At 52.1% G+C, this 24,743-nt stretch carries 15 protein-coding genes and 1 pseudogene; 5 read left to right on the plus strand and 11 right to left on the minus strand.

What is annotated here, in order from left to right; all coding sequences use genetic code 11:
• Nucleotide 1 precedes the first annotated feature (1 nt).
• From GFR01_RS10020 to GFR01_RS10045, 6 genes are all read right to left on the minus strand, one after another.
• The gene (locus tag GFR01_RS10020) at nucleotides 2-1,156 is read right to left on the minus strand and encodes an efflux RND transporter periplasmic adaptor subunit (RefSeq protein WP_099182341.1); all 1,155 of its coding nucleotides are present in this window, start codon (nucleotides 1,154-1,156) and stop codon (nucleotides 2-4) included.
• Nucleotides 1,153-2,436 carry a TolC family protein gene (locus GFR01_RS10025; protein ID WP_244902240.1) on the minus strand — a complete coding sequence of 428 codons (1,284 nt, stop codon included), beginning with the start codon at nucleotides 2,434-2,436 and terminating at the stop codon, nucleotides 1,153-1,155. The genes GFR01_RS10020 and GFR01_RS10025 overlap by 4 nt, the downstream gene beginning before the upstream one ends.
• 19 nt (nucleotides 2,437-2,455) lie before the next feature.
• On the minus strand, nucleotides 2,456-2,722 hold the full coding sequence (locus GFR01_RS10030; RefSeq protein ID WP_063903826.1) for a metal-sensing transcriptional repressor: 267 nt from the start codon (nucleotides 2,720-2,722) through the stop codon (nucleotides 2,456-2,458).
• A gap of 279 nt (nucleotides 2,723-3,001) precedes the next feature.
• On the minus strand, nucleotides 3,002-6,100 hold the full coding sequence (locus tag GFR01_RS10035; protein WP_167384236.1) for a TonB-dependent receptor domain-containing protein: 3,099 nt from the start codon (nucleotides 6,098-6,100) through the stop codon (nucleotides 3,002-3,004).
• A gap of 615 nt (nucleotides 6,101-6,715) precedes the next feature.
• Nucleotides 6,716-8,074, minus strand: coding sequence for a carbohydrate porin (locus tag GFR01_RS10040; protein WP_244902241.1), 1,359 nt, complete (start codon nucleotides 8,072-8,074; stop codon nucleotides 6,716-6,718).
• Nucleotides 8,075-8,264: 190 nt separating this feature from the next.
• Complete coding sequence (locus GFR01_RS10045; RefSeq protein ID WP_244902242.1) at nucleotides 8,265-10,733, minus strand: membrane-bound PQQ-dependent dehydrogenase, glucose/quinate/shikimate family; 2,469 nt, start codon at nucleotides 10,731-10,733, stop codon at nucleotides 8,265-8,267.
• Nucleotides 10,734-10,972: 239 nt separating this feature from the next.
• On the opposite strand from GFR01_RS10045, the gene GFR01_RS10050 reads away from it, so the two are divergent.
• From GFR01_RS10050 to GFR01_RS10070, 5 genes are all read left to right on the plus strand, one after another.
• A complete protein-coding gene (locus GFR01_RS10050; protein WP_082872658.1) occupies nucleotides 10,973-11,737 on the plus strand; it encodes an IclR family transcriptional regulator in 765 nt (254 codons plus the stop codon).
• Nucleotides 11,738-11,786: 49 nt separating this feature from the next.
• The gene (locus GFR01_RS10055) at nucleotides 11,787-12,467 is read left to right on the plus strand and encodes a hypothetical protein (RefSeq protein ID WP_174694704.1); all 681 of its coding nucleotides are present in this window, start codon (nucleotides 11,787-11,789) and stop codon (nucleotides 12,465-12,467) included.
• A 433-nt stretch (nucleotides 12,468-12,900) separates the two neighbouring features.
• Nucleotides 12,901-16,071, plus strand: a complete 3,171-nt coding sequence (locus GFR01_RS10060) for an efflux RND transporter permease subunit (RefSeq protein WP_099182491.1) — start codon at nucleotides 12,901-12,903, stop codon at nucleotides 16,069-16,071.
• A complete protein-coding gene (locus GFR01_RS10065; protein ID WP_174694705.1) occupies nucleotides 16,064-17,215 on the plus strand; it encodes an efflux RND transporter periplasmic adaptor subunit in 1,152 nt (383 codons plus the stop codon). The genes GFR01_RS10060 and GFR01_RS10065 overlap by 8 nt, the downstream gene beginning before the upstream one ends.
• A gap of 55 nt (nucleotides 17,216-17,270) precedes the next feature.
• Complete coding sequence (locus GFR01_RS10070; protein ID WP_244902260.1) at nucleotides 17,271-18,698, plus strand: efflux transporter outer membrane subunit; 1,428 nt, start codon at nucleotides 17,271-17,273, stop codon at nucleotides 18,696-18,698.
• 617 nt (nucleotides 18,699-19,315) lie between these two features.
• Here the strand turns inward: GFR01_RS10070 and GFR01_RS15975 are convergent.
• From GFR01_RS15975 to GFR01_RS10090, 5 genes and pseudogenes are all read right to left on the minus strand, one after another.
• A pseudogene (locus GFR01_RS15975) lies at nucleotides 19,316-19,817 on the minus strand (Hint domain-containing protein).
• A gap of 66 nt (nucleotides 19,818-19,883) precedes the next feature.
• Nucleotides 19,884-20,333, minus strand: a complete 450-nt coding sequence (locus tag GFR01_RS15980) for a hypothetical protein (RefSeq protein ID WP_244902243.1) — start codon at nucleotides 20,331-20,333, stop codon at nucleotides 19,884-19,886.
• Nucleotides 20,334-20,546: 213 nt separating this feature from the next.
• Entirely contained in the window at nucleotides 20,547-22,727 is a 2,181-nt protein-coding gene (locus GFR01_RS10080) for a TonB-dependent siderophore receptor (RefSeq protein WP_244902244.1), read from the minus strand.
• Nucleotides 22,728-22,757: 30 nt separating this feature from the next.
• Complete coding sequence (locus GFR01_RS10085; protein ID WP_099182346.1) at nucleotides 22,758-23,888, minus strand: LLM class flavin-dependent oxidoreductase; 1,131 nt, start codon at nucleotides 23,886-23,888, stop codon at nucleotides 22,758-22,760.
• Nucleotides 23,889-24,137: 249 nt separating this feature from the next.
• Nucleotides 24,138-24,743, minus strand: coding sequence for a nitroreductase family protein (locus tag GFR01_RS10090; protein WP_099182347.1), 606 nt, complete (start codon nucleotides 24,741-24,743; stop codon nucleotides 24,138-24,140).

Raw genomic sequence — 24,743 nt, forward strand, 5'->3', positions numbered from 1 at the left:
TTCAGCCCCCGTCCGCACCAAGGAGCGTCATGCTTTTCAGCACGAAGCTCCCATTACCGACAATCGAGGCTTCCTGGGGTAAATTCCCTTCCACCACAGCCTGATCATCGTTTTCCAGCAACAGTTTTACTTCATGGGGCTGAAATGCTTCAGGGCCGGTTTTAACATAAACGACTGTGTGCCCGTCCACTCTCTCAACGGCGGATGCAGGAACAACGAGACCATGAACTGTTCTTACAGTGTCAAGCGAAGCGTCCAACATGCTTCCTGGCCGTAACTGACCATCTGAGCGGTCTACCACACACACAACACGCACCAGTCCGGTCATGGCGTCTGTCAGGCCATCAATGGTTGTAATGTGAGCGGTAAATGGCGTGGCGGAAGCGTCACCTGATGGCCTAACGAAGACCTTGCTACCAATAGCCAGTTGAGATGCTTCCTGAGGGCGGACCTGAGCAACGATCCAGACACTCGATAAATCCACAACCGTAGCGAGTGCCTCTCCCGAATTGATATCCGAAGCTGCTGACGTACTGACGGTTTGCACAATACCGTTAACGGGTGAAATCAAACTGGATGCCTCGTCCTGAACAATCTTCTCCGTGACGGATGTGAACTCTTCGTTCACTCTGTGCTCGATTGTTCCCATGTCAGCCTGACGAGCTACGACAATGCTTCGGTCCTGCTGGAGTTGAGCAAGCCGGCGCTTGACTTCCCCTGTCGAAACGGTTGTTCCCGCCAGTGCAAGACCGCGTCGGTATGCCTGATCCGCTTCAGTAACGGCCGCCCTCGCAGATGCCAGAGCCGCCTGAACCTGCATGCGCTGCAGATGAAGTTCGTGAAGGGTGTGATCCGTGTAATTAATCAGAGTCTGGCCCTGACGAACCCGTTGTCCCGGAGTGACCAGAACATCCGTTACCTTGCCGCCTCCCGCCGGGCGGATAACCACAACACGTGACGTATCTGCGCTGACCGTGGCCATCGCAGATATGGTGGCATGCATATCGCCATATCGGGCAGGAGAAACCTGAAAATTTTCGTTTTTCTGGGCTACGACATCAAGTTTCAGCGGGAGAAGCCATGCGGGTGTTTCTGCCTTAACTGGCTGCAAGCAACTCGCCATCAACAGACCTGTCAGACAGGTGATCTTTTTCACGGCATCGTTCCTGTAGCAATTCCAATACGGATAATCGCCCCATGCCAGGCGATCTCTGCCCTGTTCAGAGCCAGAAGGCTTCTGTAAGCATCAGTGCGGGCTCTGAGAGCTTCTATCAAGGGGCTTTCTCCCAGCCGCCAGGAATGTTCCATAGCATCAGCGCGCCGGAGCATGGCGCTTGCAGAGACACGCGCGTCATCAAGTGTCGTCGTCGCAGCCTCCACACGGGCGCGGACTTGTGCCATTTCGTTCTGAACAGCCCGACGAGCCTGAATTTCCTGCCGGCTGGCAGCGGCAAGACGGTCACGTGCGGCAGATGTGACCGGCGTCGTTGTGACGGCATTTGGCAAGGGCACACGGACATTGAAACCAACCTGCGTATCCCAGGGACTGCCATACTGCGCCTGATCGATCGCATCCACACCCACCTCAGGGTTCGGCATAAAGCTGGCGCGTGCAAGACGAACCTGTGCCTGGGCCGCAATAACCTCCTCATGAGCCGCACGAACGCGCGGATCGTCGTCTTCTACCCATCGGAGGTTATTGGCACGCGTTAGTACCAGCCAACGGCGATCCGCCTGCGTAATATCAGGAATACCATCTACACCCAGCAGGGTTTGGAGTGCAGCGCGGGACGTGAATATTTCTTCCCGCGCACCTTCGAGCTCGCTTCTCGCATCTGCAAGCTGGGCCGTGACCGCCTGACTGTCGACTGAGCCAGACTCTCCCGCACGTACAGCACGAGAAACAGCACTCGAGATCCGTTCGAGAGCCGAAAGCGTAGCCTGAGCAGCAGTTTCTCTCTTCCTTGCAAGAATAGCCGCTCCGGCCGCATCGACGACGCGAACCGCGACAGCCATTCGCTCGACGTCGAGCCTTATTAACGCCGTGCGGGCATCGGCATGGGCCACGTTTTCAGTCGCAGTCCCCTGCCCCGGAAGCCACAACGGCACTGAAACGCCACCTTGCCAGGTAATATACCCCAGATGCGAACCGCCAATGCGATCATCGTAATAGTCCGCACTCAATGTAGGACCACCAGCAAACCATGATTGGGCAGCTTTTGCGCGGGCATCTGCTGACTGCTGATTGGTCTGAAGTTCCGTCCTTACCGGGTCGTTGTTCCAGGCATCTGTAATGGCTTCATGGACTGATATCGAGATGTCACGAGACGACGTCTGCCCATGTGCTGGAGCACATATCAGAAGGGCCGCGAGACCTAGAACACTACCACCATATCGACGTCCCTTAAGAAATGAGTTCGATGTGGGACCAGACATAACCATGAACATTCCTAGATCAGAGATATTTGGCCAGAGCTGCAAATTCCCGGATGGCAGTCTCACGGTTCATAGTGCCGTCCGCGACTTCATCAACAACACAATGCTCAAGATGGTCCTGAATTAGGCGCCGCTTGGCATTGTGGATTGTGCTCTCAACCGCCTGAATCTGTTGGACAAGCTCCCCACACGGTCGCTTTTCATTCATCATCTCGAGAATCTTCGCCAGATGCCCGTGCGCCTGTTTCAGACGTTGAAGAATTTGAACATGTGTTTCGTTAGTCATCTCTCCCCTATCCCCTCGGGGGGAGGGTATGTCAAGCGGATTTTTTATGAGGAAGAGCAGCTATAGAATGAGGCATGAGCCAAGTTTCTGAATTGATATGAATATCAGAATTTAGGACACAAAGAGATCGCATGGCATGATCTGCTATGTGATGATCAACCTAATTCTGGAAATCAAATATGATCTCCGCATTCTGAAATTGTCTCTTCAATAGTATTTACCAAATCAAAAAAATGCGGGAGCTATAACTCCCGCATTTCTACTTCCAAGTTTTGTTTTTTACAGGCTTACGTTCACACCGAACTGGAACGAGCGGAGAACCACGCCTTTTTGTGTCCAGGACGAGTTATACAGATAACCACCATATGTCGCGTAATCGAGCGGTGCACGGAAGCCGAGCAGGTTGTAAACGTTTGCGTAAACAGACCACCTCTGATTGACCCTGTAGTTGACCGTCAGATCAACATCCCAGAACCCTTTGACTTTGCACTGCGTCGTCGGGGCATTGTTATTATAGCTACCCGACAACGTGCCTGCGCAGGAACGGCTGTAAGTAACGCCATTTGCGTTAAGGGCAGAAGAACCAGAGTCATCCGCAACGGTCTTATACCCACTTGTGTAGTAAACGGTCGGAGTGACGGCCAGATTCTTCCAGGTCAGAGTATTAGACCAGTTAGCCCGCCAGTGAGGTGTGCCGGATGCGGATACTGCAGAGTACGGACCAAGCGTCCCTGCGAAGCGGTAGACAGTTCCGTCAGGGTTAGTCTGATTGAAACGACGAACATATGTGCCCTGCCCTTTGCTGTACCACATTACGTCATGAAAAATACCAGGCAAACGATGATGAACCTCAATGCCGAAATCAAAGCCATCCGTCATAAGGCTACGAGCATTAACGTACTGCGCACTAATGATACCCGGAGACGGTTGGGCGTTAGGATACTGCGGATCAACTGGATTAGGAGTAACAGTAATGCCTGACGGTAGGCAGGTGTTACCGCAGTTCAGCCATGAGTTAGCGACCGAACTGGCAGCAAGTGTATCACCAGTAATGTAATGGTTCTTCTTGATATACCAGTATTCAAAATCCAAGGTCATCCAGCTGGTTGGCTTAAAGATTGGCCCCGCTGAAATATTCGTGGATGTTTCAGGTTTCAGGTTAGGGTTTCCAACGTTCTGAAGACCAATACTGGTACCCTGCGAATATGCATTGTTCCCATGAGAAGCCTGCCAAGCTGGATTATTAACAGTCCAGCCCGTGTATCCGACAGTCGTACCGCCCGTTTCCGCAAAACTGGGAACACGGAAGCCCTTGGAGAAGGTGCCACGCAGTGTCAGCTCTTTAACGGGCCGGAATTGAAGGCCAACTTTTGGAGAAAAATGATGGAAACCTTCAGAGTAATTGTCATAACGGCCAGATGTGTCTATGTTCAGCATCTTCACAACTGGAATATTAACTTCGTAGAAACCGGCCTCGACCCAGCGTTGCCCATATGCACTGACAGGATTGATTTTGCTGGTGTATTGAGCACCGAGATCGCTGTAATCAATGGGGTTTGCGCTCGGATCGTTCATGGATTCCCAGCGGATATTGCCACCAACAGCAAGCTTCACCATACCGCCCGGCAATTTGAACAGCCCCTTACTGGCTGTTGCCTCACCGGAATATTCCTGCGTGCGTGCGTGAATGGTGTCCACAGGGAAAATTGAATTCAGGACCGAACGGGAATTCTGAGACGGATCTACAAAATTATAGGTGCCATTATTAATGGCGTTGTTGATGCCATTAATCGTGGGAACGCCCGTATAGGTCTCATCCAGAAGAGAATTCATACCAACAAAGTTGACGTCATAGTTCCAGTCTGAACCCCATTTAGACGGCTCCCACCCAGAGTAACGCACAGAGCCACGATAATTCTGTGTTGTCTGTGTCGTGGTGGGAATCACGTTTCCAAATGTTCCCAGAATCTGAGCTTCCTCATTCTGAGCTGCGTAAGGATTATTCGGGTTTAGCTGACCATTGATCGTCACCGGCAGCAGCGTCAGGCTGGATGTTGCAAGGCGATCCTGCGTGTAAACTCCAATGGCTGAAGGGCTGTCAGTGGTGATCGTCCGGGTCTGAGACCAGTTGAACATTGCAACCAATTGTGAGCGATCGGTGACATTCGCCGTAAAATGCGCCGTGCCTTCAATACGGCGCTGGTCAGGCGCCACCTGCGCATATTGCTGCGAATTCTGCATGCAGGTCTGGGTTGCTCCACCGGGAGCACTGACCAGATTTCCGGAAACAAGCTGCCCGACAGAACTGCATCCTGCCGATTGATTGAGCAGGCTGTAAGGCCCGGTTCCACGCGTAGCTCCTGCGGTTACCGGACGCACGACCGCGGCCGGTGTCGCTCCGAAGAAGGTTGAGTTAATCGTCCCATCGGGAGAAAGGGCATTTGTGTTCCCGTTCACACCACCAAGACTTGTCAGATCCCCATTGTTGTACGGAGACTGAAGCTGGCGATAATAGAGCGGATCGTCCTGCTGATATTCGCCGTTAATATAGAAGTTATAGCCATCACGATGCAGGTCACCATGACCGAATGTCGCGTAAAGGCGCTGGTGGCCACTGTCTCCACGCTGCGAGAGCCCGCCTTCGGCGTTTCCTTCGAAGCCTTTGATTTCTTTACGCGTAATATAGTTCACGACACCAGCGACGGCATCTGCACCATATGTCGCTGAGCCGCCATCCTGCTGTACATCAACAGCTTCGATAATCGATTGCGGAATCCAGTTCGTATCCACAAAGTTACGAACGCCGTCATCCGCCAGAGGATAGTACGAGTTTCGCTGACCATCCATAAGAACCAGCGTTGAATCCGTGCTCAAACCACGAAGCGACGGCGCAGAGCCACCCGCAGCAAAACCACCGCCTGCAGACCACGCATTTGTCAGGTTGCCAGCACCATTTGATGAGAGCTGCTGCACAACGTCAGTTGCCGTCTTCAGGCCACGCTGTTGCATGTCCTGACGCGTAAGATGGGTGATGGGCGAGGAGCTGTGGGTATTGGGATCGCGAAACAACGTACCGGTTACGACAATGCTTTCGTTCCCGGAGGGAGCGGCGGGAAGTTGAGCAGCATCTGTCTGAGCCTGCGCAATCGTCGCTTTCCGACCTGGATATGCCACTCCAGAACCGGTTGCTACTGGCGAGTTCCCAGTCACTGCTGGTTTACTGCTTGCTGTGTTAGTGGAAGTCAATGCCGTGCGATGATGCGATTTTTTGTGGCTTGCAGCGTGAGATGTAGCGGCGGCAGCCAAGGCTGACTGGGTAGATAGCACTGTTGCTCCGAGCAGCAGCAGCGTTCGATTCGTCTTCGAATGGATTAGCATGGCATTGTTAATCTTTGCATTCTGGGATTACGGACTGTATCCGCGACTTCCGAGAAGATGCTGAACGTTTCGATGTCTGACAATTATATTATTGCAATATGACATTGAATTGAGATTCTTTGAAAAATTGCGTTGTTAATCCGACACACTCGGATCCGCACCATATTGTTTCGGATTGCATATCGCCCCATTGACCCTGGTGCGGTTTATCCCGTCATGGCTGCGCGTGATATGAAGTCTCAAGGGCGAGAAATGATTTTTTCTTAGGTGTGTTTCATTGAAGATTATTTATCGAAAAACGTTACCTCAAAGCAACTCCTAATCCGTACCAAAAATTACCCAAGAATATATTTGTAATTACTTAATAAACACATCCTGTAATTACATTTCTTATTTATATTTATCAGTCGGCACAAATTTCTTTGCTCGGACTGACTGAAAGCATCAGTTACCTATCCCGTTTGCGTATCGCCGATTAACAGGTTCTACCACTGACGAGTATTTTCCTCTGTGGTTCGGGAAAATGGTCTGACAAGAGATATCTGGGTCCTTTGCAGTCAATCAGGAGAAGCGTTATCTGCCGGACCCAGACGTCACCATAGACACTATTACATTCTAAAATGTTACACCGGTCTTCAACCCTAAAACCGTAATCATGCTTTTTTGAGTATATCCACCCGGATCAACCCAGAACTGTATGTTAGGTTCTAAGTACAGCCATTTTGTCACCTGAGCGGTATAATCCGTTTCAATTGCAAACTCTGAATCACGTCTCGGACCCTTTTTTCCCGCCTGATACCAATCCAGTGTCGCAAGTCTCGAATTCACGTGATTGGTTCCGAATGCCAGGGTCACTGCATCATGTTTGCGGCCCGGAAGCCCCAGATAACGCAGGCTGGCCGTGACTTGGGAAGAAACAGGCCCAGTCTCTTTATCAACCATGGTCAATGTAACGTATGCCGTAAGCCCTTGCGTAACAATTGCATCTTCTCCTGGCGTTTCTGTAAAAGTTCCAGTCAGTTGCTGTTGAAACCACAGATAGCCGCCGTGGCTTCCACTGCGTTCAAGCATTGACATTCCTGCCATGACGGCAGGCTGCCCATTACTTGCAAGAAGCACGTCTGCTGCCGGGGCAGTATTGATCCACCCACCAATCCGGTAAGCTCCAGGATAGCCATGCGCTCCTAAATGTACACGCAAACCCGTTTCGAACGGCAGAAGAACGCCTGTTGCACCATGCAGGTAGCCAATGAACAGGTAATTATCGAGATTTCGATCATTCTGTTCATAAGCACCAGCCTGAAAATACCAGCGTGGATTGTTATATTTTACCAGACCACCCCAGACACTCACTGGCCAGTTAAGCCACCGACTTCCATCCATATTTCCCGTCGTGGCACCACAGAAATAGTTAACCATCGTCAAGCATGGAACATTGTCGAAATCAGCACCAGTTGGCAGTCGTCCGACCTTGAAACTGAAGCCGCTTCCCAAATTTTGATTATACCAAAGCTGCGTCAACCGTGTGGTCTGTCCTCTTCCCCAGACTTCCTGAGGTTGTTGTAAAGTGTACAAACCTGCGTCAGTGATCAGATTGCGACCCGACCTCCACGTGAAGGTGAAATTGAAAGACGCACCTTTCCAGTGCAGAAGCTTCTCTGCGTTGACATCCAGACCCGCCGTAATCTGGTTGGTTTGAGCAGCTGTGTGGCGATCTCCTCCTGTAACGTTTCCCGCAGTTTCATTGGTCCAACTGGCACCGAATTCTATTCCCTTGTTGCGTAAATAGGTTCTTACGCCTCCCCAATCTCCCGTCAGGGTTGCACGTGAGTTCGGGCTATTATCGAATAGAGAGTAACTGGCATCGTCGCTTTCATTGCCGTTTGTCTGATCCGCCGCTACAGCTTGACCAGATATGCTCGCAAGCAACAGCATCCAGATCGAAAAAGTTCTAGAGGAACTTGACCATTTCATAAGGGAATCCCCTTTCCCATTGGGATATTTCACCTAAATTGGTGTTTTTCTCTTTTTAATTTGGGGATTTATAAGAACTGATATTTTTAATACCGTAGTTCTATTTGATAAAATAAATACGTTTGTGAATGAAAGTGCAGATCCAGGAAGTTCTCTTCCTGGATCTGGTATCTGGAAGGCTTTTCCAGTTTTATGGCAGCGTATAAGCCATGACGTAGTCACCACGGTTTGCATTGGTACCCGTACGGGTCGCACCACCGACAACGACGACGACGTACTGTTTGCCGTCTTTGCCAATATACGACATGGGAGCCCCCTGCCCGCCAACCGGAAGTCGGGCGCGCCATAGTTCCGTACCCGTGTCGTTATCCAAAGCACGAACGTAGTAATCCAGTGTGCCATGGAAGAAGGTCAGGCCGCCCTTCGTTACGAGTGGTCCGCCCATCGTCGGCATTCCCAGCGGAATACGTACACCTGGAACAATACCATGCACCGGAGCATCCTGAATGCTGCCCATAGGAACCTGCCACTTTGTCTTTCCTGTAGCGAGGTCAATGGCAGTCATGGTGCCAAATGGCGGCTTGAAGCATGGAACTCCAAGAGGTGAGACAAACATTGAGCGCTCAACACCCCATGGTGTCCCGATCTGCTCCGAGTATTCACCTTCAGCACTTGGCTTCAGACCAATACGCTTTGCTTCGTCCTGTTTGATAAACCGGCCCCACTGAGCCATGCGAATATCATTGACAATCAGCGTTCCGGTCGAAGCATCAATAGCGCCACCACCCCAGTTGGAACCACCGTAATAGCTCGGATAGATCAGAGTGCGCTGCTTGTCAGAAAGTGGCGTGAACTCGCCCTTCCAGCGCATCTGCTTGAACTGGATCCGGCAATACAGCTGGTCGAGGATCGTACCGCCCCACATATCGGATTCCTTGAACGGCGTCGTGCCGATTGAAATCGCGGAGAAAGGCTGCGTTGGTGATATACGCATTCCCGGCATGCCATCCGTCGGAACCTTGCGGTATTCCACCGGAATAACAGGCTTACCATCACGACGATCCAGCACGAAGACTTCGCCACGCTTGGTCAACTGGATGATGACAGGCGTCGTGGTGCCGTCTTTGCCGGGAAGATCATAGAGGATCGGCTGGGACGTAACGTCATAGTCAAACTGGTCGTTGTTAGCCGTACGGAAGTGCCAGTGCTCTTTGCCGGTCTTGATCTCGACCGCAACAATGGCATCCGTGTATTCATCCGAATACGGGAAGCGATCACCGTTCCAGAAATCTGGTGTCTGGTTACCAGTCGGGAAATAAGCCAGCCCCAGCTTGGGATCGTAAGCTGCCGTGCCCCAGAAGTTCGGAGTTTGGGGAGCATAGTGCTCACCTGGAGGCAGAGGAGTGCTGTCTTTAGCCCCACGGGACGCATCCCATGCCCAAAGGAGCTTACCTGTTCGGACGTCAAAGCCACGGACTACGCCAGATGGTTCTCCAACCGAAATGTTATCGTTGATCTTGCCGCCAACCATGATGACGCCATCGGCAACCAGAGGCGCAGAGGTCAAATAATACGAGCCGTTTTCCGGAGCATCCGTCAGACCATCAAGCAGGTTAACAAAACCATGATCGCCAAAGTCTTCGCATGGCTTGCCAGTCTCGGCGTCCACTTCAAACAGGCGAGCATCATTGGTATTGGAGACAATCCGCTTACGGCATGCCCCGGAAGGGGGCGAGGCGTCCTGCGTAACAGCCTGATCCGCTCCTGTCTGATCTGTAGCAGGCTGAAGAGCTTCGGGAGGAAGCGTAGAAGTGTCTGCGTAGCCTACACCACGGCAGCGCTTCCAGCCTCTATTGCTATCAGTAATTCTCAGCTTGGGATCAAAGCGCCACAGCTCTTTCCCCGTTACCGCATCGAGGGCAATCACCTTGTTCAGCGGTGTGCACAGATACATCGTGTTATCGATTTTGATTGGCGTAACCTGATATTCTGAGCCATCAATGGCCAGGTCGCCAGTACGATAGGTCCAAGCCACCTTCAGGTTCTTGACGTTGGATTTATTGATCTGATCGAACTGGGCAAATCTGTTGCCAGCCGTGCTACGTCCCCAGGCTGGCCAGTCATTTCCACTGTCCTGCCCAGCCTGTGGCTGAATAACCGGTGCTGGACCAGAAGACTCAGCAACCACTGTAGGATGTGGGAAAAACATTCCCACGATGAAGGCGACCAGAGAGCCGAGCAGTACCACTCCCAGGCTATTGGCCACCACGCGTGGAAATGCCGGACGACCGTCTTTCTGAAACAGTCGGCGCGCAAGAGCCGTGACGATCAGTGCGATGATAATGAACGCCAGAAGCCGAGGCACGAGCTGCCAGAAGTCGAAACCGACCTCCCACAGGGCCCAAAGCACGCTAACTGCGAGCAGTCCAAGCGCAGTGTAGAGTGCGTAAGCAGCACGTTTGAAAAGGCCAAAACTAATGGCAATAATGGCGATGCCTGCTAATAGATAAAATGGTGATCCTCCAAGGAAGAGCAACCAAAGGCCGCCAAAAACCAGTGTTAAGCCTAGAACCACGCCTAAAAATTCAACAACCCAGAAGGCTGTCTTTTCCAAGGTGAGCATCAGGAACTTCTCCCAGCCCGTTTTGAACGGGGTCAACGATAATCAATCTTCTTACGGTCTGGTTTTGAAACACCCCCACTAGACGTGTTCTGTTTCCGAACGCAGATACGCCTATGGAAAACGAACATTTTCGTGATCTACCCTCGGAAAAAAGGGAGAAGTGGGTAAAATCTTTAACCAGTCAGTGGGCGTTATCTGTATCACTCAGTGGTTGAATATCAATCAAATCCTTCCCGAATTAGGGATTGGCGAAATCACAGTATGGAGAGCAGGCATTGAAGAGTGATGAAAACAGCATGCAAGGGGTGAGCCGGGCCGCCGCAATCCTGAGGGTTTTATCAAGTACGCATGTCAGTCTGGGGTACATCGCCAAGGCAACCGGATTACCGAGATCCACGGTCCAACGGCTGGTCAACGCACTCGCGGTCGAAGAACTGGTGGAAGTCACCAATGACGGCGTATCCCTGTCATGGGGAATCATGCGTCTGGCTGAAGCCGCTCAGTCCAGCCTTCTGGCGAAATTCAGAGCTGCGCTCGAAACCATGTTCCAGGAGACCCATGAGACAGTTGATCTCAGTACAATTTATGGAAAAGAGGTCGCTTTTATCGAGAAAATCCACTCAGATCAGGAAATTCGCGTCGTTCCCAAAACGGGACGCCCGATGCCTTTACACGCGATGTCGAATGGCAAAGCGATGCTGTCAGTGATGACAAAATCCGAAATGCGCAGCCTGATCGGTACCAAGCCGATCAAAATGACGTCACATACAAAAACGCATATTCCGGATATTCTCACTGAGATCGAAACCGTGAAAATGACCGGTTTTGCTTATGATTTTGAAGAGCATAGCGACGGGGTATGTTGCATCGCTTCCCCTATTCGTCTTCCTGGACACAAGCCTTACGCCATTTCAATTACGGTCCCGTTCTTTCGATTTGAAAAAGGTTTACCCGCATTCCGTGAGGCGCTTACACGGTGTAAAAATAAAATAGAGCAATCATTTAATGAAGAAAAAAAGGAACTGAAGCCAGTTGAATGAAATTTCCATTCTCTGATCACGAACAAACATATCCCAGAAAGAAATATAAATGAGAAATCCCGACTTCAGCTCTTGGCACAGTACGTTGATAACCATTGTCGGGTTAGTGTTCTTGTCTCTTATGGGTGTCGGGATTCGGCTTATAATGATGCTCACACTTCAACAGCGCAGAGAACGTTTGAACCGACAAATTAATGAACGTGTCCGGACGCTTATCGCAGCATACAAAACCTTGGGCGGCTCTTTTACTGGAGATCTGAGTGTCAGCCCGCTCCATTTACGAGACCTGAAACACCGCAATTCTAACATTCAGGATACGCTTCCTCTTGAGCTGTCCGGTAATTCTGAGCGCGCTCGGCGCATCCGGGATGCTGTCGAAGGCGCTTTGTCAGACATCATCCTTCTGGGAACCGAGGAACACGTACGTCTGGCGGTAAGAGCAGCCACAGAGCTGTCTGAGGGCCGAGACGTTCACACTCATGATCTGGTCGTCGCGCTACGTGATTTTATACGTAAGGCCCTGGATATCGAACGCATACCTTCTGACCTCAAGCTTCCACGCCAAGGGCCTAGCCGTCCCTCGGGAAGCGGAGGACGTGACAAAGGGGACAGCGGAAAAGAGGGTGGCGCAAAGGGAGGTGGCGACGGAGGCATGAATGGCGGTGGCATGGGAGGAGGTGCTTTTTCTACGCATACCTCCTCAGACGGCGCTACTGACCACCGGGAATGACTTTCCTTGTGATGGGAGAGACCTAAAGACCTTTTGTGTCATTCGGCTTTTTTTAACCCACATCAACCCGCAGCGAGACCGTCCGGCTTGAAGGTTTCGCAATTTGTTTGCGGCCCTTCAGAAGGGGAATGAAATTTTCACCCGATTGTGACCCTTATCACTGCGTTGTCGATAGACACGCAGCTTTCATTACCAGCATTAAATACGCCATAATGGCGCAACAAGAAAAATGAGTAATCCATTTCGTTGCTGCATCGAGTTGTTCACGACACCGGTTGCGTTCCACGCTACCAAAATCTTTCTGATAAATGATGGAAAGACACCACTTCATGACTCATCACAGAAGTGGCAAATGGGCCCACGTCTATAAAGTCTGCATGCTTCTCCTCAACGGACAGTTTGCTTGCATGCTCACAAGCAGTCTTCCGTCATTATGAACGCAATTGTTCGCCTGGCTTTGGCGCGGCCCTACACGTTCGTTGTCATGGCGATCCTGATTGTTATCGCAGGTATTCTGTCAGCATTCCGAACTCCCAAGGATATTTTCCCTGATATAGGAATCCCCGTCGTTGCGGTCGCCTGGACCTATACAAACCTTTCTCCTCAGGACATTTCAGGTCGCATTCAGCTCCCGTTCCAAAGATCGCTTACAACGACAGTGAATGATATCGAGCATATCGAGGGTCAGGCGCTTACAGGCATTGGCATTACCAAAATCTTTTTCCAACCGGGTGCGGATATTCGACTTGCAAATGCGCAGGTCACGGCTATCGCGCAAACGCTTCTTCGGCAATTACCGACCGGTACTACGCCTCCCCTGATCCTGAACTACAATGCTTCGACTGTGCCGATCCTTCAGCTTGCCTTGTCAGGATCAGGGCTGACAGAGCAGCAACTCTATGATTTTGGCTTCAATTTCATCCGTACCCGGCTCGTTATGGTACCAGGTGCCGCCCTTCCCTTCCCGAATGGTGGTCGTGTGAGGCAGATCCAAATGGATCTTGACCCCAGCCAGTTACAGGCCCGTGGTGTCTCCGGGCAGGATGTTGCCAATGCACTGACCCTGCAAACCCAGATCACGCCAGCCGGTTTCGTGAAAATTGGCGAATATCAATATAATTTCCGGCTGAACAACGCGCCCCTTTCGGTCGAGCAACTGAACATGTTGCCAGTCAAAACCGTAAATGGCGCTGTAGTACGTATACGTGACGTAGCTCACGTGCGCGACGGCTCTCCCCCCCAGCAGAATGTCGTGCATGTGGATGGCCAGAGGTCTGCCATGTTGACCGTTCTGAAATCAGGCGCAACATCTACCCCTGCGATCGTCGAAGGGATCAGAGCTACAATCCCGGACGCTACGCGAGGCTTGCCAAAACAGCTTCAGGTCACGCCGGTCAACGATCAGTCAGTCTTTGTCAAAGCAGCTGTAAATGGTGTTATCCGGGAGGGAGCAATCGCTGCCGGACTAACGAGCCTTATGATCCTGCTTTTTCTAGGCTCCTGGCGCTCAACACTGATTGTTGCCACCTCAATTCCCCTCTCTATCCTGGGGGCAATCGCCATTCTGTCAGCACTGGGAGAAACATTGAATGTCATGACATTGGGCGGTCTGGGTCTCGCAGTTGGCATTCTGGTCGATGAGGCCACAGTAACAATTGAAAATATAGAGCGCCATCTGGATATGGATAAGGACGTTCATACTGCAATTATCGATGGTTCTGGTGAAATCATCGTTCCGGCTTTCCTGTCCCTTCTCTGTATCTGTATCGTTTTTGTTCCGATGTTTTATCTTCCCGGTGTATCGGGGTTTCTTTTTGTGCCCATGGCGCTCGCCGTCATATTCGCGATGGTGATGTCTTTCATTCTGTCGCGCACACTCGTTCCGACAATGGCCATGTTTTTGTTGCGAACGCATAAGAGCGGCCAGCCTGCACAAAATAATGTGTTCGCTCGCTTTCAGAAAGGCTTCGAGCGTCGCTTTGAAGCCCTGAAAAACCTTTACGGCGCTATCCTGACTGTGGCGCTGACACATAGGGTAAGATCGGTTCTAGGCTTTCTCGCCGTTGGCTTTTCCAGTCTGGCTCTCCTGTTCTTTCTCGGAAGAAATTTCTTCCCAACCGTGGATGCCGGGGCAATGACCCTCCACGTCCGCGGGCCGATAGGGATGCGTATTGAAGAAACCGGTGCTCTGTTTCTGGATATCGAAAAGCAGATCCGTGCACGCCTTCCGACGGGGGAAGTCGATTCCATCGCTGACACTATTGGCCTGCCTAACAGCGCTATCAACGTCGCTTACAGCGCATCCGGTACGATCGGCCCGGAAGATGGTGACATTCTGATTGCGCTCAAGGAAAACCATCACCCGACCGAGCAGTACATCCACAGGCTACGGGCCGATCTGCCTCGGCTTTTTCCTCAGGCAGAATTCGCCTTCCTGCCATCTGACATGACGAGCCAGATTCTGAACTTCGGAGCACCCGCCCCCATCGATATCCAGATTGTGGGACCAAAACCGGAGGAGACACGCCAGTTTGCAGAACTGGTGCTACGCGAAATCCGCCACATCGACGGTTTGGTTGACGCACGGATTCAGCAACCAGCCAACTACCCGGAGCTGCGCTTCGACGTTGATCGGACCCGGATCAGTCAGCTTGGCCTGACTGAAGGGGATGTTACCAACAGTATAGCAACGTCAATCGCTGGAACCTCGCAAACGGCACCGCTTTACTGGCTTAACCCCCAGAACAACGTGACCTATCCTATCGCCGTGCAGATGCCCGAATACCGGATTGGCACACTTTCAGACGTGATTGGTTTACCGGTAACGGGAGCGCGGGCTTCAGTCATGCAGTTGCAGGTCCTCGGCGCTCTGGGAAAGATTACCCGTGGCACAACCTCTCCCGTGGAAGGGCAGTTTAATATCAGACCTTTGATCAACGTATTTGCGGGCGTTGATGGACGGGATCTTGGAGCAGTGGCGTCGGATGTGCAGACTGTTCTTGACCGGTTGGGCCACCAAAGGCCAGCGACAGTCAGCGTGACACTTGCCGGTCAGTATCAATCCATGATGACAGCTTTTTCCGGTCTTGGGGCGGGTCTTCTAGGGGCTATCGTCCTCATTTATCTGCTGATTGTGGTCAATTTCCAGAGCTGGACAGATCCGTTTATCGTCGTCCTGGCGTTGCCGACGGCCCTTGCGGGCATTTGCTGGATGCTTTTTGCAACCGAAACGCCTCTGTCTGTCCCTGCCCTCACAGGAGCTATCATGTGCATGGGGGTGGCGACAGCAAACTCCATTCTGGTCATTTCTTTCTGCCGTGAACATCTCGGCACCCATGGCGATGCACTTGAGGCGGCGCTCGAAGGCGGAAAGACGCGCCTTCGTCCCGTGCTGATGACGGCCCTGGCCATGATCATCGGCATGCTGCCTATGGCGATGGGACTAGGCGAAGGTGGCGAGCAGAATGCTCCCCTTGGTCGGGCTGTGATTGGTGGTCTGATCTTCGCAACCTGTGCATCCCTGTTTTTCGTACCCACCCTGTTCGCTGTCATCTATCATCGGCGCAAACTGAACACCCCACATGAGGCCTCTCCCCATGCCTGAGCTGGAAGTGCGCCCACGTCGTCTTCGCTGGTTCTTTCTGGCTGTGGTGATCATCTTCGTCCTCATCCTGGCAATCGGAACGGTCCTGCGCCTCCGTGCCCGGCATCAGCTTCATGATACAACGGCCGCAGCCGCTATTCTGACAGTTGCTATTGTTCATCCAGGCGGAATGGCTGCCGACAAGCTGGTTCTGCCTGGACGAATTCAGGCATGGTATGCGGCCCCCGTCTATGCGCGCACCAATGGGTATCTCCAGCACTGGTACGCCGATATCGGCCAGAAAGTGCAGGAAGGCCAACTCCTTGCGGACATCGACACACCAGATGTGGATCTCCAGCTGAAAGGCGCCCGCGCTGCGCTGGCCACACGCAAGGCTCAGCGCAACCTTGCCGGTATTACAACGCGCCGCTGGGACCGCCTGAATTCCCAAAATGCTGTATCACAGCAGGAGACAGACGAGCGACGAGGCAATTTTGCCGCCAGCGAGGCTACGGAAAACGAAGCGTCTGCTGAAGTCGGGCGGCTGGAGACACTTTCTGACTTCAAGCATATCGTTGCGCCATTTACGGGTGTGGTTACCAGCCGCGCCACGGATATTGGGGCGTTGATCGCAGCTGGATCATCAACAGCCCAACCGCTCTTTACGGTTTCTGACGTATCGCGGTTACGCATCTATGTCAGCGTGCCTCAGGCTTATAGCGCCCGAATGCACAACGAAATGACAGTAGATTTCATGGTCCCAGATTATCCGGGCCGCATCTTTCAAGCCCGTCTCATCCACTCCTCGGATGCTGTTGATCCTCAGTCTGGAGCAATGCTCGTCCAGTTCGTCTATGACAATGCCGAAAGTCTTCTGAAGCCTGGGGCCTATGCGCAGGTCTCTTTCACGTTTCCCGAGACGAATGCTTCGGGTGCAGTCCGTATTCCCGCGAGCAGTCTATTATTTCAGCGCGCCGGCCCAACCATTGCCACGATGGACGCTCGCCATCACGTCAAGATCCAGCCTGTGACCATATTGGTCGATTTCGGTACGGAACTTGAGGTTACCGGGCTCACGTCCGAAAGCGCCGTTATTAACAATCCACGGGATGATCTGCGCGACGGGGATGAGGTTAAGCCTCAGGAAAGTGGGCATGATCACTAAAGCGCCCCAACTAGAAAAACATACTTCAGGCAGCGATTACCAAGCGCGACGCCGTGTGTCAGGTTTTATTAGGAAAACCTTCTGGGCTGCTCCCTTACTTGCGCTAGCCTGCTGCAACCTTGCGCCAGAATACCGAAAACCCACACAAACCATACTGCCTCTCACCTTTAAGGAAGCAGGTCCGTGGACACCTACCCAACCAGCAGCTCCGCTCCCATCGTCCAACTGGTGGACGGTCATGCAGGACGAGCAGTTGAACGCTCTTGAGGAACGGATCGAGGCAAACAGTCCACAGCTCGCAGCGGCGCTTGCCCGGTACGATCAATCCCGCGCCATGGTACGGCGTGCACGCGCCGATTTCTTTCCCCAGATCGATGCAACAGGCAGCGCCCAACGCGAACAGACCCTGTTTTTACAGAATGGCTCCTACTTCGATTACCGCGATTATGCTGCGGGAGGTACCGTTTCATGGGAGCCTGATCTCTGGGGCCGTATCCGCAATCTCGTCTCCGCGGCTCGATCTGGTGCTCAGGCCAGCATTAGTGATCTCGCCGCTCTTCGGCTCAGCCTTCAGGCTGAACTGGGTGATGACTATTTTCAACTGCGTGGTCTGGATGCTCATATCGCAATCCTGAGACAAACGATCTCAGCTTATCGGGCAGCCCTGGAACTCACTCAGAAACGCTTTGCTGGTGGTGCGTCGAGTGAACTTGATGTCAGACGGGCCAGCACCCAGTTGACCGCGACACAATCCAGACTGGAGCAGGAAACGGCTGATCGCGCATTAATGGAACATGCCATCGCTGTATTGATTGGCGAAGAACCTACTATTTTTTCATTGCCTCCGGACAGCTCAATGGTTCCGGTACCTGTCATCCCCGTCAACGCCCCCTCTACATTATTACAACGTCGCCCCGATGTGGCCGCGGCAGAGCGACGCATGGCAGCCGCGAACGCCCGGATCGGGGTCGCAAGAGCCGCATTTTTCCCGAATATTACTCTTGGTGCATCAGGTGGCTCTGAAACGACCATCAGTACACTTCTCTCTGCCGGAACAGGCGTTTGGGCTTTAGGTCCCGCACTTGCGACGCTGGCGATCTTTGACGGCGGCCGGCGCTTTGCCGATCTGGAAGCTACGCATGCTGCCTATGCCGAGGCGGCCGCAAATTATCGGCAGGCATCTCTTCAGGCTTTTCGGGAGGTCGAGGACCAGTTGGCTCTCCTGAACCATCTGGCCGACGCTTCCGACAGACAGTCTGAGGCTGTCTCCGCGGCTATCCGGACCAATCAGCTTGCCTCGATCCAGTATCGTGAAGGGGCAGTCGATTACCTCCAGGTTGTCACGGCCCAGACGGCAGAATTACAGGCTCGGGAAGATATGATCACGCTTGTCATGCGACGTCTGGTCGCAGGAATTGATCTTGTGCGCGCTCTGGGCGGCGGCTGGCAGCCCAGCCAGCCAACTTCAAACGGGACAGGATGATCCAAAATAGCTTGAAGCATCAGATTTTGAGCCTTTGGGCACAGGGCAAACATGCTTTACGCTCCTAAATAACCAAACTGAATTTAGGCCATCAAAGCGGTAGGAATGCCTTTTCCGGCCAGCCGCTTTGACATCGATAGCCAAAATAACATGACTGTTCCGATCACGTCTGCTCAGGGGCAAAAAGGCATCCCCGTCGGTCCAAGGACAGAAAATGGCTTCCCGACCATGCCAGCCCGGCAGATCAATCGTCAGATGAATATTGATGTCGTAGGTGTTCTCCGTATCGAAAACCGTAATACGTCCAATCATAACCCCCAGGCAGCGTCGATCATCCACGAATGGACCAATGGTATCGCACGGCCGTCCCCAGCGGGATATCAGCTGAACGCTGTTTGCAGAGGAGGGAGTGAAAATATATGCCGAGCGCTGGCGACGCGGAGGGGCCGTACCTTGGGGCCGTCAGGAAGGAGGAGCCCAAACGCAGGCTCCTGCATGCTATCGGTTTTCGGACTGGAACCAACATATCCCATCTCCAGTGCACGTCTCACGATACGACCATAAAAGGCCTCAATAAATGCTTGATCCGTGCAAAGGAGGGAAGCTGCATGATCAGATCAGTTCCGCACTGGTCCATTGAAGGCAGACACAACTGCGCCGTTCGCTAACGGTCGGAAATGACGGCGGTTTCCCGTATCGAGATAGCTTTGCTTCAAAGGACCATTTGTCTGAATGACAGCGTGATCGCAGGTCTCCACATGATAACATTCATACGAGCGGATTTTATGGGCGTAAGCGATGGTGACGCCGTTTACGAGCATCCGAACTGGTACGAAACGCCCATCGAAATACAGGCAATGCTCAGGCGTGACCAGAAAGTCCCTATGAGGCACACCAGCCTGCAAAGTGTCCTTACAGATGCGGACTGGCACACTGGCATCCTACCCAGATGATATCTTTTGGTGTCGCCCCACCATGATCGAAAGTCAGAACTGACATGCCCGGACGCAGGGTCTCAACTGCGAACTCTTCGGCCGGGGTCGCAATCATACTCCCGGGTAGGAAACATACAACGTCCTGAAGGAGCAGAGATCTATCTGTATATTTTGCGATTTCCATGTATTACAATGAGTCTGCAAAATAGACTGTCAGCGTATAATGTACGTTATTACTGATAATATTTACCTAATCACCTGAAGTACTGATCGTCGCCCCCGTACCATAGAAAAATTCGGAAAAATCTACACTGTTCCCGGTGGAAAAGTTTAAAAGTTCTACTAAGAAGGACGATGCACTTCCAAGAACAAGCAATGCCCCGGTACTGAAGGTAACGGTTTCAGTAGAGGGTGCGCTTCCTTGCGCCGTTAACGTCCCATTCTCTGCGAACGAAATTGTAGAATAGGATTGCGTTCCAGAAAGAACCCAGCTCCCGAAGACCGACATATTTTCGAAGTTGATCGCGCCGTCGAACGTGCCTGAGCCCGATAGATTTACGGTGTCAGTCCCTGCCCCGCCATCGACTGTTCCAGAAATAACGGAACCTGTCAGGATATGGAGTGTATCGTTGCCATCTCCGAGCAGGATGGAATCTACAGTCCCGGAAATCGTTCCTGAATTTGTAATCGTATCTCCCAAGGTATCAGTGATAGAAATCCCATATCCATCCAGTCCCTGAATGGTTCCATAATTGGTAATGGTCGTCTGGTAAGGAGCGTCTCCCTGACTGCTGTTATCAACCAGAATACCATTTGCCGTTCCCCTAATAAGAGCGCCGTTTTCGTTTACAATGACGCCGGCGCCAATAGAAATACCCTCACTGGTATTCCAGCATACTGTTTGAATAACGTCTTAAAGATCAAATCGCGCGTTGAGAGACACCGTCCGAGGTGCGCCAGGAAACAGGTTCCTGTTTCCACGACTCAGCCAGTAACGGACATTACCAATATTTTCGACGGACGCTCTAAGTACAACGTGATGACTTCCAATTTTCGTGCTGTAAGCCGCTCCTAAATTCCCGACAATATAAGAGGGCAATCGAACCGTATTGGCAGCGTCGAGCCAACTTTTGGAAACATAATTGAAGCCAGCGTTAAAGCTCAATCCCTTGATTACCTTCAAACGGTACTCCGCGTTGAATGACGCCTGAAAGGGAGCCACAGCCTCCAGCTCATGGTTTTGATACCCAGCCGCCGCCTCGACATAACGTGCATCGAGATAAGCTAAACTTCCGTTGACATTGAGATCACGCGTAAGCAGCCAGGAACCTGCTGCCTCCACACCTTGGTACCGGGAGAGGCCGTCCTGAACATAATAATTTTGAGCATTTGTGTAAGCTGCTCCAGTATCCATACGAAAGACAGCGAGAGTTCCGGTCCATTTCTTTTTCTGTATTTTGACGCCGAGCTCATACTCGTCACTGCGAATGGGCCCGAAAACCTGCATGTAATTGACGTTGGATGTGGCCGCCTGCCCTCCGGACTGCATGGCCTGCACCCAACTGAAATAGGTGTTTATTTCTGGTGTAACCTTGTAGCTCAGCGAAACGAGAGGCGTGACAGGATTATTCCTGTGAGCCGCCGTCTGGGTGCCTGACGTCGAATAGTCGTTTTCAAGATAGTTCGTGTATCGGGCGCCCGCCATGAGGGACCAGCGATGATAGGTAACCGTATCACTCCAGAACGGTGCGATTTGCTGGTAATCAATGTACCGATACATCCGTGGATTAAAACTGGTCGCACTCGTCAATGTCGGGCGATTAACAAAAATATTTCCGTATTCCACAGCGCCTTTAACGCCAGAGTTTGCGTCTGCATCAAACATCTGCCGCAACCATGTAACCCCGGCAATGACATCGTGATGAAATGGCCCAGTCTCGAAATGCCCCTGCGTTGTAGCATCAACCTGATGATAGGTCAGAACACGAACCATCTCGAAGGCCTGGCTCATATAGTCGCCGTTTGTGCCGGTAAACGTCACCTGATTGGAGGGAAATTTCTCATCAAGATGCGTATAACCATATGTCAGGTGGGCACTCCAGTTCTTGGAAAAATCCCAGTCAAACCCAGTACTGAAACGCTTCATGTCGTTGGTTTTCCATGAATCCGGAGCACCAAAGGCTTCACGCCCGCTCATGGTTTCCACGGCCCCCACGCCATTGGCCGAAGCAATTGTATTCACCATCCCTTTCTGGAGGGTATTCATGTAAAATGAATTGAAGTGCCAGTGTAGATTGTTCGTGATGCGAACGTTTGTTGTAAAAGACAAAGACAGGTTGCGTACGAAACTGTCATTCACCTGATTTCCGACTTCGCTGGCAAAAACAAATCGCGTCTGCACCCGATGGTTTTTATCCAGGGACCCGCCAGCATCCACCATCTGCCTGAAGACTGCATCAGAACGATACCCTGCTTCCAGCGTCAGCTTTCGTTCCTCAACTGGCGCTTTCAACTGATAATCCAGAACACCCCCGGGTGAGCCAAAGCCATACATAAACGCCGAAGCGCCTTTCACGACCTGCACCCGATCAAAATTCGCCAGAGGCAGATCAATATACCAGTAAGGAATAGCCAGACCGTCGATCTTGTAGCCATTCGTCCAGTCAAGGTTTAAGCCGCGCACCCTGACACTCGAGCCGGAAGCTGTGGACGATCCATTAGAATTGGCCTGAACACCCGGTTCATAACGCATGACATCGTTGATATCGGTCGCCTGCATCTGTTCGATCCGATCAGCCGAAATCGTGCTGACCGAGAACGGTGTGTCAAACTCCGAACGGGTTCCAAATGCGCCAAGCGGGACCTTACGCGCCAGTTTGGGTGCCTGACGTGTTACATGGACCGTAACGGACTCCTGCGTATCGCTGTTAATATCGTGCGGTGCGGGATGGTGCGCGGGCGAGTTGGCTGCTGGCTCCCCAGTAGACGTATGATGGATGCGAGTTTGCTTTCGTGTGTCATGATGGACTGTCGCAGCCATGGACAGGTCAGGCAGACTGATAAGCAGAAATGCGCGCAGGCTGAGACGCTTCATAATAAACATATCCCTGGATAACTGGAGTTTTCAACCTGACTTGCGGCGGAGCGTGTCTTCCTGCTCCACCAGTGCACGGACCCGGGGAATTAGATCCCGACCATACCGCACGGCGTCCGTCAGAGGATCGAACCCCCGTATGAGGAAGGTTTCAATTCCAAGGCGATAATATTGAAGAAGGCTCTCCGCCACCTGATCGGCAGTGCCCACCAAAGACGTGGAATTCCATCGGCCTCCTGTAGCCTTCGTTACCCCCGTCCAAAGACGATCATCATGTCGGGCAGACTTTGCCGCGATCGCCTGAAGCCGTCGTGACCCCTCATTTGTCGGAAGCGTCTGCTCTGTTGGGGACGGGCCTGCATGATCGAGAGCTATTCCGTTTTGTGCTGGCAGAACGGCAGCCTGTCGTTTTTCGATTTGCTGCTGGATAGAAGCTGCCCGTTCCCAGGCCTCTTCTTCCGTATCCGCAATGATCGGTCGGAAGGAGACAGAGAACCGCAAAGAACGATGATGATGTTGGGCTGCCGCCTGCACTTTCCCAACAAGTTCTGCGGCATTGGCAAGCGGCTCACCCCATAGGGCGTAACCATCGGCCAACTCCCCCGCAACTCTGATCGCCTCTTCCGACGCGCCGCCGAAATACACCGGAATGCCATTCGGTTGAAAAGGCAAAACCACGGATGAGGCGCCTCGAAGGCGATAGAACTCACCATCGTGATCAAAAGGTGTGCCACCAGCCCATTCACGTCGTAAGATTTTTAGATATTCAGACGTTCGTTGGTAGCGTTCTACTTTGGACAGATGGTCCCCATCCGCCTCGAGTTCACGGTCATTCCCACCGGTAATGATATGAACAGCCACCCGCCCCCGACTAAGATGATCAAGGGTTGCGAGTTGCCTTGCTGCAAGAGTAGGCGCCGTAAACCCCGGTCTATGTGCAATCAGCAACCCCAACGTTGATGTGACGGACGCTGCATACTGGGCAATCAGCGTGCTATCTGGAGACGTGGAATGAGCGGCAACGAGAACTCTGTCAAACCCGCCTTGTTCGTGAACAAGAGCCGTTGCGGCGATATAAGCCGGATCAATTGCAGGCCCAGGAAGATCGAGAATTTCTGTCTGCTCTCGCGCACTGACGTAACCGATAAATTCGACGGACATAAACCACCTCACAGGAAAGTGGTTCCATTTTAATAACTTTTTCTATTCATACATTTTAATAATCAAAAAATCTCATTTGAAAATATAAAATGTTTCTGTGTTTTTATCTCATGTTAACTTTAATGAAATTAATTTATAAGTTTCGATATTAATTAAATATATTCCTTCTGAGAAACAATAAAAGGCCCCTCCAAATCTGAAGAGGCCCTCCTTACAGAGCTTGGAAAAAGATGATGTTTGAAGAGCACCTCACACCTCTACTGGGCTGAAACGCCCTTCAAACGCGAGCTTCTCCAGCGGAAAGCGGTGAGAGGGTTTTTCGCGTTGACGTATTTCTTCCGGCAGAGCGGTCGCATCCGCCTGCTGGCCAATGACGAGCGCTGCATGAACCTGATAGTCTTCCGGCAATTCCAGCCCGGCTCGCGCCAGATCATGATCAAAACCACTGATCGGATGGACTGCCCACCCTGCGTGTGAGGCCTGGAGCTGTATGAGAACAGAAGCCGCGCCAGTATCGAAAGCATGCGTTGGTACTGGAGAAGGCTCTCCCGTTCTACTGGAAATTATGATTGTTCTGGAAACGATATAGACAATTGCAGAGGCATTTTCTGCCCAGTTTCGGTTGAACGGAATAAGCCATGACAGGAACCGCTCCCAATCCGAGGTGTTCCGGCGCGCATAAACAAAGCGCCATGGCTGAATATTATACGCCGATGGTGCCCAGCGCCCCGCATCCAGAAAGCCGAGCAGATCTTTCAGATCAATGTCCGTCGGCTGAAAAGCCCGTGGAGACCATCGATCGAGAATAACCGGTAGGACGTCAGAATCCGGCGCACGGTCAGGGGCAGTTGTCAT

Origin of the sequence: Gluconobacter frateurii (genome assembly GCF_002723955.1) — a bacterium.
Classification (GTDB): domain Bacteria; phylum Pseudomonadota; class Alphaproteobacteria; order Acetobacterales; family Acetobacteraceae; genus Gluconobacter; species Gluconobacter frateurii.

Excerpts from the sequence above, each read along its gene's own strand:
- GFR01_RS10025 (WP_244902240.1), bottom strand. The coding sequence starts at position 2,436 with ATGTCTGGTCCCACATCGAACTCATTTCTTAAGGGACGTCGATATGGT.
- GFR01_RS10090 (WP_099182347.1), bottom strand. The coding sequence starts at position 24,743 with ATGACAACTGCCCCTGACCGTGCGCCGGATTCTGACGTCCTACCGGTT.
- GFR01_RS10030 (WP_063903826.1), bottom strand. The coding sequence starts at position 2,722 with ATGACTAACGAAACACATGTTCAAATTCTTCAACGTCTGAAACAGGCG.
- GFR01_RS10060 (WP_099182491.1), top strand. The coding sequence starts at position 12,901 with ATGAACGCAATTGTTCGCCTGGCTTTGGCGCGGCCCTACACGTTCGTT.
- GFR01_RS10040 (WP_244902241.1), bottom strand. The coding sequence starts at position 8,074 with ATGAAATGGTCAAGTTCCTCTAGAACTTTTTCGATCTGGATGCTGTTG.
- GFR01_RS10080 (WP_244902244.1), bottom strand. The coding sequence starts at position 22,727 with ATGAAGCGTCTCAGCCTGCGCGCATTTCTGCTTATCAGTCTGCCTGAC.
- GFR01_RS10085 (WP_099182346.1), bottom strand. The coding sequence starts at position 23,888 with ATGTCCGTCGAATTTATCGGTTACGTCAGTGCGCGAGAGCAGACAGAA.
- GFR01_RS10055 (WP_174694704.1), top strand. The coding sequence starts at position 11,787 with ATGAGAAATCCCGACTTCAGCTCTTGGCACAGTACGTTGATAACCATT.
- GFR01_RS10035 (WP_167384236.1), bottom strand. The coding sequence starts at position 6,100 with ATGCTAATCCATTCGAAGACGAATCGAACGCTGCTGCTGCTCGGAGCA.
- GFR01_RS10065 (WP_174694705.1), top strand. The coding sequence starts at position 16,064 with ATGCCTGAGCTGGAAGTGCGCCCACGTCGTCTTCGCTGGTTCTTTCTG.